Origin of the sequence: Acinetobacter calcoaceticus ANC 3811 (assembly GCF_000399665.1) — a bacterium.
Classification (GTDB): domain Bacteria; phylum Pseudomonadota; class Gammaproteobacteria; order Pseudomonadales; family Moraxellaceae; genus Acinetobacter; species Acinetobacter calcoaceticus_B.
Genome location: NZ_KB976986.1, coordinates 2,549,201 through 2,563,860, shown reverse-complemented (window position 1 = coordinate 2,563,860; position 14,660 = coordinate 2,549,201). Strand labels below are relative to the sequence as shown.

The following is a 14,660-nucleotide window of genomic DNA, read 5'->3' as shown; positions in this document are numbered from 1 at the left end:
TGGGTGACTTTTTTATTTTCTAAATACACGTTTTAGTTGGTCAGAAAGCCAGCAGCAACGTTAATACAGATCGCTAAAATGGTGGTATTAAACCCAAAAGACAACACTGCGTGAAATAAGTTTAAAAGACGCATATGTTTGGTGGTAATCGAAACATCGGCAGTTTGAGCAGAAGTCCCAATGATATAACTAAAATATAGAAAATCAGGATAGGTGGGCTGTTTTGTTCCTGGGAAATCTAAACCACCGTTTTCTTCATTTCTAGATAAAGCCATGTAAAAATCATGGGCATAATGTAGAGCAAAAACGGTATGCATAAAAAGCCATGCCGAAACAATAGTGAGTAAAGCTAAAGCGACATGTCCTAACTTTGCAGAATGATCAGAAGGAAGCTGTGAGAGCTGTATTAAAATAGCAACTAGACACATGCTTAAAGCTAATAAAACAATGAGCATAATGACCCATTTGCTTTCATCTTGTTTTTTAGCTTGCTGCTGCATTTGTGAATGATCAGCACTTTTCATGAGCTGCCAAATATGTAGTAAATATATACTAATGGAGGTATTCCAGCTGACTAATAAAACAGTTGACCATTTCCATGAGGTTAACCATGTCAGAATACTTGCTGTAATAAATCCCATTAATAAAGCAATAAAGAAATGAGGGCGGTTTAGTACACTACGTCCAAGATGTTGAAATACTGCAACCATTTTCCTAATCTCCTTTTACTAGATGGTAAATATATTATTTTTTATCAAATGGTGAAAATAATATCTAGTTTTATATAGATTTTATTCCAATACTTTTAATTGTATTTAATAGATATTTAATTTTACCGATTGGATAAAATAGAACAAAGCGCGAGCTAAAATATTTATAAAAAGTATAAAATAAATAAAGAATATTATTTACTTATACCTTTTATAAAGGTGTTCTTATTAATCGTAGGCTTAAAATAAAATATAGCTTTCTTGATTAGGTGTGATTTAAGTTTTTATCCAGATGAAATACTTTAGTGAGTTGGTCAATGAATTTTTGGACACCTAAGGACTGTGAGTTTTTACGGTAATTCACGAATAAATCCAGTGTCGGTAACTCGATATCAAGCGGGCGAATTACTGTGTTTTTGATGCCTAAAGGTGCAACGTAGGCTGGTAAAATTGTACAACCTAATCCAGAGCCAATAGAGTTAATATTAAACAACATGCTATCTGCTTTTTGAACAATATTGAGGTCAATATTGTGAGTTTTGGCAAAGTTTAAAATGGTGTTATGTAATGTTTGTGACTGCTCGGCAGCAGGAATAATAAAGTCAACACCTTGTAAGGCATGGACAGGAATTCGTTCATACTGAGTAAGTGGATGATTCTTTGGAAGTAAAAAAATCAGGGGTTCAGTCAAAACAAATTGGCTTTGGATTTCATCACTATCTGTGTTTTCTCGCGTAAAGGTAATGTCCAACTCACCTTTTTTCAAGGATTTAAGTTGTTCAGTATTATTTAGGTTAGATAATTCAATGATGAGATCGGGGTGTTGTAATCGCAGATTAGGAAGAACGTAAGGGAAAATTTTCATTTCTGCAATGGGGACAAAACCAATACGTAACAGTTGCTGCTTAGCCTTAGAAACCTGTCGTGCCAGAGCAACTGCTTTTTCAGCTTGAGCAAGGGTGAGACGAGCATGTTCTAAAAAGACCACACCTTCTTCAGTTAACTCAACTTTACGTTTAGTGCGATTTAAAAGTCGTACACCAACATCTTCTTCTAAATCTTTAATCTGTTGGCTAAGGGAGGGTTGTGCAGTAAAAAGTTTAAGAGCGGCTTTACTAAAATTTAATTCTTCAGCAACGGTAATGAAATATCGGAGGTGGCGTAGTTCCATAAGACTAATCCAAAAAATGTCTTACTATGATTTGTGTGAAGTATAAAGCATAAAGGGATATAGCGTGAAGGTACTTTAGGTATTTATAAAATAAATGGAATTTTAATTTTCATTAAACATTTAATATATAAATATAAGTTCTAGTAATTCATAAAATATATTAATTATTAGAGATTAAATACATTATTTTTACTTAATCAAAGAAATATTTAAATGTTCTTAATATTAATATGGGAAATTCTCATATTATGCAAAAATGAAGAAGAGTAAATTAATATTGTAAAATATAAATTCTGTCAGGATGAATCAGCTTTAAGTGTTACTAAATATTTTGTTCTATAAGCTGTCAAAATATTTTAAGTTAGAAAAGTAAGATCTCCCAAGGCAAAATTGACTAACTCTGTGACCATTTCACGTGACTAATGATTGTTATGTTATACAAGTGCTCTTAATAAGAATGGTAATTATCGACGCATAAACCCAACACATCTATGTATTTTTTATGGCAATCTAATTCAACTTATGTTGGCTGTGACCACAATAAAAGGGATATTTATATGATAAATAAGTGTAAGTGCCATAGCTTAATTTGTTTTAATTGTTAAGATAGAAACCTGAACACATCCATTCTGCCGATGCTAAAACATAGAAAAGCCCATGAAAGACAAGCCGACATTAACTTATCAATTGCCGACTCAGTCCTGTTGGACGCATACATGGATAAAACCTCCTTTTTATCATCCCGAGTCAGGGCGTGAATCTGATACACGTTTTTATAACCAACAGCCTAAATCGCCGGCTAGAGGCTCAAAAGAGCTATTACGTTGGTTAGTTACGCGTGAGTCTTTTACATGGAACGTTGATATTCAAAATGAATACGATACCCGTGTAAACACAGCTGTGGCATTGCCTCAAAATCGTCCTCAGGCGGATTTAGATGATTGGCAAGTTTGGTTTGTTGGGCATGCGACGGTATTGATTCAGATTGGGCCTTATAACTTTATTACCGATCCAGTATGGTGTGATTATGCAAGCCCTTCACAGGGTCGTGGACCGCGCCGTGTGTGTCCCGCAGGTTTTGCGTTAGAACAATTACCGACGATTCATGGTGTTCTACTCAGCCATAATCATTATGATCATATGGATTTGGCTACGCTTGAATGGCTACATAAAAAATTCGCAATGCCGATTTATACTGGACTCGGGAATGGGTTCTATCTACCCAAAGAGTTTCATGTGATTGAGATGGATTGGTGGCAAGAAATTCCATATCACGAATTAAGAATAATCTATACACCTGCACAGCATGGTTCCGGTCGTGGTCTACGCGACCAGAATAAAGCGCTCTGGGGCGGCTTTTCGGTTGTAGCGAAAACAGGCCATTGTTTCTTTGCTGGTGATACGGGTTATGCGGGGCATTTTAAGCAAATTCATGCACGCTATGGTGCACCACGTGTTGCTTTACTTCCGATCGGAGCTTATGAACCTCGCAAGTTAATGAGTTATGTTCATATGAATCCTCAAGATGCTGTGCATGCACATTTAGATTTGCAAGCTCATCGTTCTGTTGCGATTCATTATCGAACTTTTCAGTTGACCGACGAAGATCGAGAAGATCCTGAACATGCGTTAGCTCAAGCAATTAAAGCTTCATCGAAACTTGCGAATCCTTTTTATTGCATTCGAGAAGGGCATAAATTGACTGTCTAAAAGGACATCACTTTATATTTAAGTAAAAAAGCCAGTTCAATTTGAACTGGCTTTTTTGATTCTGATGTAAATTAAGCTAAGTCGAAACGATCAAGATTCATGACTTTAGTCCATGCCGCTACAAAGTCTTGAACAAATTTTTCTTTACCATCTGCCTGAGCATAAACTTCTACCAGTGCACGCAAGATTGAGTTTGAACCGAACACCAAATCATTACGTGTTGCAGTAAATTTTACAGTGCCTGTTTTACGGTCTTTGCCTTCAAATACTTCACCTGATGAATCCGCAGGTGCCCATACCGTAGACATGTCGAGTAGGTTCGTGAAGAAGTCTGTGCTGAGAACACCAACCTGATGAGTAAATACACCGTGTTGCGAACCATCCCAGTTAGTGCCTAGTACGCGTAGACCACCAACCAATGCGGTTAACTCTGGTGCAGTCAAAGTCAGTTGCTGTGCTTTATCAATTAATAATGCTTCAGTTGCTGTATTGACGCCCTCTTTTTTCCAGTTTCTAAAACCATCGGCAAGGCCGCGGAGCAATTGGAAAGATTCGACATCAGTTTGACTTTGTAATGCATCAACACGACCAGAGGCAAATGGAACGCTAATGTTGAAACCTGCTGCTTGAGCAGCTTGCTCTACACCAACATTACCGGCTAGCACAATTAAATCAGCTAATGACAGTTGAGTTGAGGCTTTGATTTCTTCAATTTTAGTTAAAGTTTCAACAGCTTTTTGGTTTACTTCCCACTCACGTTGCGGTGATAAGGCAATACGTGCGCCGTTTGCTCCACCACGCTTGTCTCCACCACGGAAAGTTGACGCTGAAGCCCACCCAAGAGAAACCAACTCACCAGCAGATAGTCCTAGTGCAACAATTTTTGCTTTTGCATCAGTAATGCTGGCAGCTGATGGTGCAGCGCTAGCAGCAGGTAATGGATCTTGCCAAATTAAATCTTCAGCTGGAACTTCAGGACCTAAATAACGTGCTTTTGGACCCATATCGCGGTGAGTTAATTTAAACCATGCACGGGCAAAAGCATTGGCGAAAGCTTGTGGGTCGTTATGGAAGCGACGAGAGATTTTTTCAAACTCAGGATCAAAACGTAAGGTCAAATCTGTAGTAAGCATTGTTGGCTTACGTTTAATTGATGGATCGAATGGATCAGGAATGATCGCTTCAGCATCTGCTGCTACCCATTGAATTGCACCAGCAGGTGAGCGTTCTTGTACCCACTCGTATTTGAATAGGTTTTCAAAGAAGTAATTACTCCATTGTGTTGGAGTCTGTGACCAAATGACTTCTAAGCCTGAAGTGATCGCGTCTTTACCAACACCTGTGCCAAAGCTGTTTGACCAACCAAAGCCCATCTGTTCAATTGGTGCGCCTTCAGGATCAGCCTGAACATGGTCGGCAGAGGCAGCACCATGAGTTTTACCTAAAGTATGACCGCCTGCGATCAATGCAACAATTTCTTCGTCATCCATTGCCATGTTGCCAAAAGTCGCACGAATAAACGGTGCAGCCGATTTTGGATCACCACTGGCTTGTGGACCTTCAGGGTTCACATAAATTAGACCCATTTCGGTTGCCGCTAGATTGCTGCCGTCCAATGCTTCAGAGTTGCGATGAGCTAACCATTCTTTTTCATCGCCCCAGTTTACATCGTTGTCTGGTTCCCAAACATCTTCACGACCTGCACCAAAACCAAAGGTGCGGAAGCCAGAAGACTCAAGCGCAATGTTGCCGGCAAGAACAAATAAATCTGCCCACGATATTTTTTGACCGTATTTCTGTTTAACTGGCCAGAGCAGACGGCGTGCTTTATCTAAACTTGCATTGTCAGGCCAACTATTTAATGGTGCAAAACGTTGTTGACCACGACCAGCACCACCACGGCCATCACCCATACGATATGTACCGGCAGCATGCCATGCTAAACGAATAAATAAGCCCGTATAATTTCCCCAATCGGCTGGCCACCAATCTTGGGAATCTGTTAATACATTTTTGATATCAGCTTTGAGTGTGTAGTAGTCGAGTTTTTGAAATTCTTGACGATAATTAAAATCTTTACCGAGTGGATTAGAACGTTCTGAATGTTGATTCAGCAAGTCAACACGTAATTGTTTTGGCCACCAATGTAAACTAGGCGTGCCACCACCGACCGTTGCTTCTGATTTTGATTTATGACCTGAAAAAGGACATTTTGATTCGTCTGACATGGTTATATTCTCTCTGGGTAATAATTATTGAGCTCTTGATAAAGTAATAGGGCTCATTTTCCTGGACTTCTGGTTTAAAAACTCATGTTTATTAAATAAAGAAATGAGTGAACAAATGGTGAGAGAAACCGTTTAAAAAATTCTTTTCACTAAGATGTTGGCTCATTATTTTTTATTTAATAATGCATCAGATTCCTTTAATTGTTATTCCTCCAATTTACTGTATGAAGGTTAAAAAACAAGAGGAAAAATAAGTTGAAGCTTGAAAATAACGATGCATAGAATTACCTCTTCAATTGTTGGAACAACTTAAGATCTTTTAATAACGCTCTTTAAATATAGTAGAAGTAGAAGACTTATTTTTCAAATGGATTAAATTATCAGTATTAATTTAAAAAACCGATTGTAATTTTGTTCAAAAAGTAGCGTGCAACCGAGACTGAAAAGAAATTTTTTATATTCAGTTTTATTAAGTTATTTAAAATAAAAAAGGAGAGCGATGCTCTCCTTTTTCTTTAGATACTAAACATTTACGATTCGATTCGATTTGACCATGTCGGCTAGGCCATGAGTTTTAAAATAGTACTCAAGCCAGCTTTTTACAATGAGCGGATTATTCATTTTCATAACATCACCAAGTAATTTTTGCGCATCTGTCATAGGTACATGACAAATTGCTTTTCGTACTCGTAAAATGTTACTCGAACTCATTGAAAGGGTATTAAAGCCCATCGCCATGAGTAAAATTGCCGATAATGGATCACCTGCCATTTCACCACAAATACTGATTGGTTTTTTGTGCTCATGACATTCTTTAACCAATCGAGTTAAAGCACGTAAAATAGAAGGGTGGAAATGCGAGTAAACGTTTGCCACATGTGGATTATTACGGTCAACCGCAAGTAAATATTGAGTTAAGTCGTTTGAACCCACAGAGAAGAAATCGACGAGTTCAGCAAACTCATCAATTTGTAGCAATACGCTTGGTACCTCAACCATAATCCCAATTTTAGGCTTGGTAATTTTAACTTGCTCTTCTTCTTGCACCGCCATCCAGTCACGCTCAAGTAAGTAAAGTACTTCTTCGACTTCACTGACTGTAGTCACCATTGGTAATAAAATATGTAAATTATTTAAACCAATACTGGCTTTGAGCATGGCGCGAATTTGCGACGAAAAAATCTCGGGATGATCCAGCGTGAAACGAATACCACGCCAGCCCAATGCCGAGTTTTCTTCTTCAATACTGAAGTAAGGCAAGTCTTTATCGGCACCAATATCCAGAGTTCGCATCACCACTGGTTTGTTGGCGAAGTGGCTCAACTGTTGACGATAGATTGCGCGTTGTTCTTCTTCACCTGGGAAGCGTTCCCGTAACATGAATGGGATTTCACTTCGATATAGACCAACACCTTGAGCGCCGCGTTGTACTCCGCGAACCACATCAATCATGAGGCCTGTGTTTACATAAAGTGGAACAGATACACCATCTGGCGTAATCGCTTCTTTGGTCTCGTATTGTTTGAGATCTTTTGCGATCTGCTCATCTTCTTTTTGAATTTCTTTATAACGTTGGCGTAAACGGCGTGGAGGATTTATAAAAACACGGCCTTGATAGGCATCCACAATCATTTCTGCATCATCGAGCGTGTTAACAGGAAGTTCAGTTACGCCAACTACGGTTGGAATACCTAATGCACGGGCCACAATCACCATATGTGAGTTGGCTGCACCTTCTGAAGTTACAATCGCTGCAATATTGTCTACAGGTAGTTCGACTAGCGCTGCAGTACTAATTTCTTCACCAATTAAAATACTGTCTGGGCTCAGTTCACGGTGGCTAGAGTCTTCTTCTTGCAACGAGGCTAAAATACGTCGGCCTAAATCTTTAAGATCAGAAACTCGCTCACGTAGATAGTCGTCTTCCATTTGTGCAAATAGGGCAGTATGTTTTTCAATCACACGGCGTACTGCACCTTGTGCCCAATGCCCGTCACGAATGAGTTCTTTAATTTCTGCTGGTAACGCATTTTCATCTAGCATTCTTAAGAAAACACTAAATAAAGCGCGTTCTTCTGCCATTAAAGAATCATGCATTTTTTCATCTAAAGAACGAATCTCTGAACGAACTGATGAAATGGCTTGATCTAGAAGTCGAAGTTCATGACTAATATCTTCTGCTTCACGATCAGGTACAGAAGCTAAATCAGCAGGTGGATATAAAATAATAGCGCGACCTAAAGCAACACCGCCCGCGCCTGAAGCACCTTGAAAGGTTTTATAGGCAGGACCATTGCTTGGTTTACGAAATACGTCAATATTTCCAACTGCGTGAGCGTGAGCAATAACACCAGAAAGCTGGGCACACAGAGTGACTAAAAATGACTCGGCTGCTTCGCTAAAATCTTGGGGAAGTTTGTTTTGTACAACCAAAACACCCATCACCTTACGGCGATACATGACAGGTACGCCAAGGAATGAGTTATAAATTTCTTCACCTGTTTCAGGTAAATACATGAAGCGCTCATGTTTTGGTGCATTGTCAAGGTTAACAATTTCTTCACGTTGCCCGACCAGACCGACTAAACCTTCACCGAGTTGCAGTGAAACATGGCCTACAGATTCTTGGTTTAAGCCTTTAGAGGCCATCAATACATAGCGCTGATTGCGTTCATCGAGTAAATAAATAGAGCAAACATCCACTTTCATGGCTTCAGCAACCTGATTGACCATGGTGTCTAATGATTCATGCAAACTGACGGACGCATTAACTTCTTGGACAATGCGCCGTAGAGTGTCGAGTTGCATGTTTGACATGGATGTATACTCCAGTATTTTTTTAGACTATGAATGTATTTATAACAGCACTTTTAATAAAAATCATTTGCTAGATAAATGATTTTTAGGGTAATTGTTGCATCGGCAACTGTGTACACAACTCCACCATGGCTTTACGATAAACATCACGCTTGAAGTTCACCACTTGTCCAAGAGGATACCAATAGCTAACCCACTGCCATTCATCGAATTCGGGTGGGTCGGAGAGGTTTAACTGAATATTTTTTGCATGCGCAGTTAATTTCAGTAAAAACCATTTTTGTTTCTGTCCGATACATACTGGGTCAGAGTCTGACCGAATGTAACGATGTGGCAAACGATAACGCAGCCATCCTTTGGTTTGCGCAATAATCTGGACATGTTCGGGCAATAAGCCGATTTCTTCTCTCAGTTCTCGAAAAAGTGCCTGTTCAGGAGTTTCTCCAAACTGAATGCCTCCTTGTGGAAATTGCCAAGCATTGTGACCAATGCGCTTTGCCCATAAAACCTGTCCATCATCGTTTGCCAAAATGATCCCGACATTCGGTCGGAAACCTTCTGAATCGATCATTTGGCTACCTAAATATTGTCTATATCGTTGACTTTAATCGCGGGGACAAACACTTTTTTATGTCCAGCTCGAAAAGATCAAAGTAAAATGTTTAAATTGCTACGATCTTAACGAATTTCTATCGACTAGCGGAGATAGATTTACATTTTTTTTCTTAAATTTCAGTTTAAACGAGAATTTTCATGAAACTGGCGTTGTTTGATTTAGACCATACCTTGTTAAATACCGATTCAGACCACTCGTGGGGTGAATTTTTAGTCAATGAAGGTTTGGTTGATCCGGTTCATCATCGTCAGATGAATGATAAATTTTATGAAGATTACAAAGCAGGGCAACTTGACCCTTATGCTTATAACGAATTTGTCTTTGGATTTTTAACAAAGCACGACAATAATTATTTAACTGAACTTCATCAGTTGTTCATGCAAAAAGTGATTCGCCCACAAATGCGCCCTAAAGGTTTTGATGCAATCAAAAAACATCAAGATTTAGGCCATACGATTGTCGGAATTACAGCAACAAGTGATTTTATTACTGCGCCGATTTTCCGTGAATTTGGAATTACTGAAATTTTGGCAACCAATGCTGAAGTTGCTGAGGGGAAATATACAGGTAAAGTTGCTGGTTTAGCGTGTTATCAAAAGGGCAAGCTTGCACGTCTAGATGGGTGGTTGGAAGGTCGTAGCGTGTCTGAGTCTTGGGCTTATTCAGATTCAATCAACGATCGTTTTTTACTTGAATATGCAACGCATGCGATTGCAGTAAATCCTGATGATCGCCTTGAAAAACTGGCTCAAGAAAATAATTGGGATATCCAGGACTGGTCAATTTCACAGGCATGATATTCCTCAAGATTTGAATCGCTTTTGTGGCATTGAGAGCAAGGGCGATTTAAATTGGTCATGATGATGAGTGAGGATATGATGGATAATCAGAATGAGGCTGAAGAAAAGAAAACCCGTAGAGGTAATTTTTTTGAACAAATGGGTGAAGAACTGATTAATGGTTTCCTCACACTTCTTGGTGAACTTTTTATTTACATTGTTTTTCTATTATTTTCAGGTACTTTAATTGGCATTGTCGTTGCCGCGATTTTCTTCGGTTGGGGCGTTCTATTTTTACTACTGCCTTTTGCTTTTTTGATTTATATCCTTTTTAAAAAAATATAATCGTTAATTCAATTATTCCTGCATCATTTTAATTAGTTCTTGCATAGCTCTAGATTGAGTACGTGCAGGATGCCACACCATGCCTAATTGACGATTCATTTCGACATCTAAATCAAGTTGCTGCATATCTTGGTTCAGCAAAGTTTTTGGTAAAACTGACCAACCCAAACCAATCGACACCAACATGCGAATAGACTCAAGAGGGTTATTGCTCATGGTGATTTTTGGTTTAAGTCCTTGTTTTTCAAACTCGGCTAACGTGATTTGAGCAGTATAAGTTTGTGCAGCAGGTAACAAACTTGGATATTCAATAAGGTCTTGTAAGGTCAGATGCTCTTTTTGTGCAAGTGGATGAAATGGAGCAGCAACAAAAACTAAAGGATCATTCCAGATAGTAATGTAGTTAAGGCGCTCGTCACCTGAAGGAGGAAGGGTTAAAAATGCTAACTCTAAATCACCAGCCAGCACTTTTTCATGCGCTTGCTCTGAGTCAACAAAATGCACATCTAAGGTGACCTGTGGAAATTGCTGAACAAAGTGTTTAAGGGGCGCGGGTAAATGGTGCAAGCCGATGTGATGACTCGTTCCAATTTTTAAACGACCTTGTATCTGAGTTTGTTCATGACTGAGGGTGTGATGGATGTCTCCAAGCTCATTTAGCCAGTTTTTAACTTTAGGTAGTAATGAATGTGCAGCATGAGTTGCCTGAACACCTCGGCCTGCGGACTCAAATAGTTTTACACCAAAATATTCTTCTAAGCTGTGAATCCGTTTGGTTACAGCAGGTTGAGTAATAAATAATTGATCTGCTGCCACAGAGATAGACCCTGTTTCCATAACTTTCACAAAAGCTTCAAAGGCTGCAAGATTCATAATACAACTCAACTTGGAATAGAAAAATCGAGGGGCTAAAGTTGCCGAGCCAAAATCGTATCATGCTTGCAGCAAAACCAGTGAGAAAGTTGTGAATTACCGCACTAATCTTAGCCTAAGCTGTTGTTTCCTCTTCTGCTAAGGCAGTTATGCGGCGATCTTTAGCTGCCCATACTTTTTCATGGAAGAAAAAAGCAAATGCTTGTACGGTTGGTTCGAGCATACTTAGGGTTAAAGCCATCCAGATATTACCTGTTACAAAGTATGCAACTATCATCGCTACGCTAATATGCATAATGTAATAACTGAAGGTTTTCTTTAATGTACGTTGATTATTTACAACAAATTTTTGAATATTAGCCATGATCATTCTCTTTAGCCACTTTAGATATTTTTAGTATAGAGATGAGAGTATAAGATTAAAAATTGATTATGCAAATGATAATCATTAACAAAAAACGATTTATTAAATTTGATAGTTATAAACGGGATTACAATTGATTCCAAAAAGTTTTCTAATTTATAAAAATGATAAATTAGATTTATGTGAAACTCTGGCTATAATCGAAGAAAGATTAGAATTACCCAGTCCAATGGAGCAAGACGACATGGCAGGCAAAACTTTATATGACAAATTGTGGGATGACCACGTTGTTTCACAGCGTGATGATGGCTCATGTTTACTTTATATTGACCGTCATTTATTGCATGAAGTGACTAGTCCACAAGCATTTGAAGGTTTGCAACTTGCAGGTCGTCAACCATGGCGTTTAAGTGCAAACGTTGCTACGCCGGACCATAACGTTCCAACGTCTAAAAAAGAACGTGACCAAGGTATCGCAGGTATTGAAGATGAGACGTCTCGTATTCAGGTTCAAACCTTAGATGACAATTGCAAAGCCTTTAATATTGTTGAATTTAATATTAATGATATCCGTCAGGGGATCGTGCATGTCGTTGGGCCTGAACAGGGCTTAACTTTGCCGGGCATGACAGTCGTATGTGGTGATTCACATACAGCTACTCACGGTGCTTTCGGTTGCTTGGCGCATGGTATTGGAACATCTGAAGTTGAACATGTGTTAGCAACACAATGTTTGATCCAGAAAAAATCTAAAAACATGTTAGTACGTGTAGATGGCGTATTAGGCAAAGGCGTAACATCAAAAGATGTTGTGTTGGCAATCATTGCTAAAATTGGTACTGCTGGTGGTACAGGCTATGCAATTGAGTTCGGTGGTCAAGTTTTCCGTGATATGTCGATTGAAGGACGTATGACGGTATGTAACATGGCGATTGAAGCAGGTGCTCGTGTCGGTATGGTTGCAGTCGATGACAAAACTGTTGAATACGTGAAAGGTCGTAGCTATGCACCAAAAGGCGAGCAATGGGAACAAGCAGTTGTTTACTGGGACACTTTGCATTCAGATGAAGACGCGGTGTTTGATGCAGTCGTTGAATTAAATGGTGCAGAGATCGAGCCACAAGTGTCTTGGGGAACTTCACCTGAGATGGTTATTCCAGTCACAGAAGCTGTTCCAACTTTAGAACAAGCGAAAGATGACGTTCAACGTAATGACTGGACGCGTGCTTATCAATATATGGGCTTAAATGCAGGTCAAGCATTAGCTGATATTCAACTTGACCGTGTCTTTATTGGTTCTTGCACTAACTCTCGTATTGAAGATATTCGTGCTGCGGCTGAGGTGGTTAAGGGGCGTAAAGTGGCGTCTAGCATTAAGCAAGCCATGATTGTTCCGGGTTCTGGTTTAGTTAAACAGCAGGCAGAAAAAGAAGGCTTGGATAAAATCTTCTTGGAAGCTGGTTTTGAATGGCGTGAACCGGGTTGTTCAATGTGTTTAGCAATGAATGCAGATAAGTTACAACCGGGTGAGCACTGTGCATCGACGTCTAACCGTAACTTTGAAGGTCGTCAAGGCAATGGTGGTCGCACTCACTTGGTGAGTCCGGCAATGGCGGCGGCGGCTGCAATCGCAGGTCACTTTGTTGATGTTCGTTCATTTTAATTCGGTCTGGAGCAAACCATGAAAGCTTATACAGTTGAACAAGGTATCGTTGCACCATTAGATCGTGCCAATGTTGATACAGATTTAATTATTCCAAAACAGTTTTTGAAATCGATCAAACGTACTGGTTTTGGCGATAACTTATTTGATGAACTTCGTTATTTAGATGAAGGCTATCCAGGACAAGATAATTCAGTTCGTCCAAAAAATCCGGATTTCGTTTTGAACCAGCCACGTTATCAAGGCGCAAATGTTTTAATTGCTCGTACTAACTTTGGTTGTGGTTCAAGCCGTGAGCATGCGCCTTGGGCATTAAATGAATACGGTTTCCGTACTGTTATTGCACCAAGCTTTGCTGATATTTTCTTTAATAACTGTTTTAAAAATGGCATGTTACCTGTCATTTTGTCAGAAGAAATTGTTGATCAGTTATTTAAAGAATGTGCGGCAAATGAAGGATATCAATTAACAATTGATTTAGCTGCTCAGGAAGTACGTACGCCAACAGGTGAAGCTTTTAAATTTGAAGTTGACCCATTTCGCAAGCATTGCTTGTTAAATGGCTTGGATGATATTGGTTTAACTCTTCAAAATGCCGACGCAATTCGTGCTTATGAAGAAAAAACTAAAAAAGTTCGTCCTTGGGTATTCCAAGAGTTAAATTAACCTTTTGGTACATTTTAAACATAGCCATGGCGTAGTGTTCAAACTCTTGCTAACATGCTAAAGCATAAAAACACCTTAAAATTATGCACTAGATGAGGATTGGGCTTGAACAATGAAGAGGAACGTTACTCATAGCTTTTTGTTGAGCCTGTGCGCAATAACACTCAGTGCTTGTCAGAGCACGTACAATGTAGTGGATACTGTCCGTATTAAGCAGGCTGAACAAGAAAATTTGGGGCAGAATGCAGCAATATATTGTTCGGGCGCGAAGAGTTGTGAATTTGAACGACTAAATGATATTACTGTAGTGGATGCGCAAACACGACGAATTAGTAATCAGGCAATTCATCAAGGAATTGTACGATTGCACGGTTCAGTGCTTGGTCAAACTAACAGCTTATATTTATCTGTGCCCGCTAAACAATATGAAGTGGTGATCCGTTTCTATCCGATTTCTCCAGATCGGGCTGAAACAATCCATGTGATTCACCAGTTTAATGCCAACCATCGCTATACATTTAAAATGTACCGAGACAAAACTAATCGTTCAGGTAGTTTGTTGAATGTTTCTGTGCCAGATCCATTATGTGTCGATTTAGATCAAGATGGGCGTGTAATTCGCCGTTTTTGTCGACCATTTGATGTAACAACAGGGCTAGGCGAATTCCTTGAACAGAAAAAACTAACACCGCGGTAGTCATAACACTGCTTGTTTTTT

The 14,660-nt window shown here is 39.2% G+C and carries 13 protein-coding genes; 6 read left to right on the top strand and 7 right to left on the bottom strand.

Translation table 11 applies throughout. The features are described 5' to 3' along the window. Positions 1-32 precede the first annotated feature (32 nt). Both F935_RS13280 and hcaR read right to left on the bottom strand, forming a co-directional pair. Positions 33-710, bottom strand: a complete 678-nt coding sequence (locus F935_RS13280; protein WP_016139377.1) for a DUF1345 domain-containing protein — start codon at positions 708-710, stop codon at positions 33-35. Positions 711-975: 265 nt separating this feature from the next. Continuing rightward, entirely contained in the window at positions 976-1,881 is a 906-nt protein-coding gene (gene hcaR / locus F935_RS13275) for a DNA-binding transcriptional regulator HcaR (protein WP_016139376.1), read from the bottom strand. Positions 1,882-2,538: 657 nt separating this feature from the next. On the opposite strand from hcaR, the gene F935_RS13270 reads away from it, so the two are divergent. Continuing rightward, positions 2,539-3,591 (top strand): MBL fold metallo-hydrolase, encoded by a 1,053-nt coding sequence (locus F935_RS13270; RefSeq protein ID WP_016139375.1) that lies wholly within the window; start codon positions 2,539-2,541, stop codon positions 3,589-3,591. A 71-nt stretch (positions 3,592-3,662) separates the two neighbouring features. On the opposite strand, the gene katG is transcribed toward F935_RS13270, so the two are convergent. The 3 genes from katG to F935_RS13255 form a co-directional block, all read right to left on the bottom strand. Continuing rightward, the gene (katG, locus tag F935_RS13265) at positions 3,663-5,819 is read right to left on the bottom strand and encodes a catalase/peroxidase HPI (RefSeq protein WP_016139374.1); all 2,157 of its coding nucleotides are present in this window, start codon (positions 5,817-5,819) and stop codon (positions 3,663-3,665) included. 522 nt (positions 5,820-6,341) lie between these two features. Continuing rightward, positions 6,342-8,636: a phosphoenolpyruvate--protein phosphotransferase gene (ptsP, locus tag F935_RS13260; protein ID WP_016139373.1), complete on the bottom strand. Its 2,295-nt coding sequence runs from the start codon at positions 8,634-8,636 to the stop codon at positions 6,342-6,344. Positions 8,637-8,721: 85 nt separating this feature from the next. Continuing rightward, positions 8,722-9,207 (bottom strand): RNA pyrophosphohydrolase, encoded by a 486-nt coding sequence (locus F935_RS13255; RefSeq protein ID WP_004794866.1) that lies wholly within the window; start codon positions 9,205-9,207, stop codon positions 8,722-8,724. A 182-nt stretch (positions 9,208-9,389) separates the two neighbouring features. Between F935_RS13255 and F935_RS13250 the strand changes: the two genes are divergently transcribed. Next, entirely contained in the window at positions 9,390-10,049 is a 660-nt protein-coding gene (locus F935_RS13250; protein ID WP_016139372.1) for an HAD family hydrolase, read from the top strand. An 81-nt stretch (positions 10,050-10,130) separates the two neighbouring features. Further along, positions 10,131-10,376 (top strand): hypothetical protein, encoded by a 246-nt coding sequence (locus F935_RS13245; RefSeq protein WP_016139371.1) that lies wholly within the window; start codon positions 10,131-10,133, stop codon positions 10,374-10,376. 12 nt (positions 10,377-10,388) lie between these two features. On the opposite strand, the gene F935_RS13240 is transcribed toward F935_RS13245, so the two are convergent. Continuing rightward, the gene (locus F935_RS13240) at positions 10,389-11,249 is read right to left on the bottom strand and encodes a LysR family transcriptional regulator (RefSeq protein ID WP_016139370.1); all 861 of its coding nucleotides are present in this window, start codon (positions 11,247-11,249) and stop codon (positions 10,389-10,391) included. A 115-nt stretch (positions 11,250-11,364) separates the two neighbouring features. Next, complete coding sequence (locus F935_RS13235) at positions 11,365-11,619, bottom strand: DUF2061 domain-containing protein (RefSeq protein ID WP_171068112.1); 255 nt, start codon at positions 11,617-11,619, stop codon at positions 11,365-11,367. A 238-nt stretch (positions 11,620-11,857) separates the two neighbouring features. Between F935_RS13235 and leuC the strand changes: the two genes are divergently transcribed. From leuC to F935_RS13220, 3 genes are all read left to right on the top strand, one after another. Continuing rightward, on the top strand, positions 11,858-13,276 hold the full coding sequence (leuC, locus tag F935_RS13230) for a 3-isopropylmalate dehydratase large subunit (RefSeq protein ID WP_035366280.1): 1,419 nt from the start codon (positions 11,858-11,860) through the stop codon (positions 13,274-13,276). An 18-nt stretch (positions 13,277-13,294) separates the two neighbouring features. Then, complete coding sequence (gene leuD / locus F935_RS13225) at positions 13,295-13,942, top strand: 3-isopropylmalate dehydratase small subunit (protein ID WP_016139367.1); 648 nt, start codon at positions 13,295-13,297, stop codon at positions 13,940-13,942. Between the two features lie 112 nt (positions 13,943-14,054). After that, entirely contained in the window at positions 14,055-14,639 is a 585-nt protein-coding gene (locus tag F935_RS13220; RefSeq protein WP_016139366.1) for a hypothetical protein, read from the top strand. The last annotated feature ends 21 nt before the right edge of the window (positions 14,640-14,660 follow it).

Bases quoted from the DNA above. Each gene is read 5' to 3' on its own strand.
- F935_RS13280 (WP_016139377.1), bottom strand. From the start codon at position 710: ATGGTTGCAGTATTTCAACATCTTGGACGTAGTGTACTAAACCGCCCT.
- hcaR (WP_016139376.1), bottom strand. From the start codon at position 1,881: ATGGAACTACGCCACCTCCGATATTTCATTACCGTTGCTGAAGAATTA.
- F935_RS13270 (WP_016139375.1), top strand. From the start codon at position 2,539: ATGAAAGACAAGCCGACATTAACTTATCAATTGCCGACTCAGTCCTGT.
- katG (WP_016139374.1), bottom strand. From the start codon at position 5,819: ATGTCAGACGAATCAAAATGTCCTTTTTCAGGTCATAAATCAAAATCA.
- ptsP (WP_016139373.1), bottom strand. From the start codon at position 8,636: ATGTCAAACATGCAACTCGACACTCTACGGCGCATTGTCCAAGAAGTT.
- F935_RS13255 (WP_004794866.1), bottom strand. From the start codon at position 9,207: ATGATCGATTCAGAAGGTTTCCGACCGAATGTCGGGATCATTTTGGCA.
- F935_RS13250 (WP_016139372.1), top strand. From the start codon at position 9,390: ATGAAACTGGCGTTGTTTGATTTAGACCATACCTTGTTAAATACCGAT.
- F935_RS13245 (WP_016139371.1), top strand. From the start codon at position 10,131: ATGGATAATCAGAATGAGGCTGAAGAAAAGAAAACCCGTAGAGGTAAT.
- F935_RS13240 (WP_016139370.1), bottom strand. From the start codon at position 11,249: ATGAATCTTGCAGCCTTTGAAGCTTTTGTGAAAGTTATGGAAACAGGG.
- F935_RS13235 (WP_171068112.1), bottom strand. From the start codon at position 11,619: ATGATCATGGCTAATATTCAAAAATTTGTTGTAAATAATCAACGTACA.
- leuC (WP_035366280.1), top strand. From the start codon at position 11,858: ATGGCAGGCAAAACTTTATATGACAAATTGTGGGATGACCACGTTGTT.
- leuD (WP_016139367.1), top strand. From the start codon at position 13,295: ATGAAAGCTTATACAGTTGAACAAGGTATCGTTGCACCATTAGATCGT.
- F935_RS13220 (WP_016139366.1), top strand. From the start codon at position 14,055: ATGAAGAGGAACGTTACTCATAGCTTTTTGTTGAGCCTGTGCGCAATA.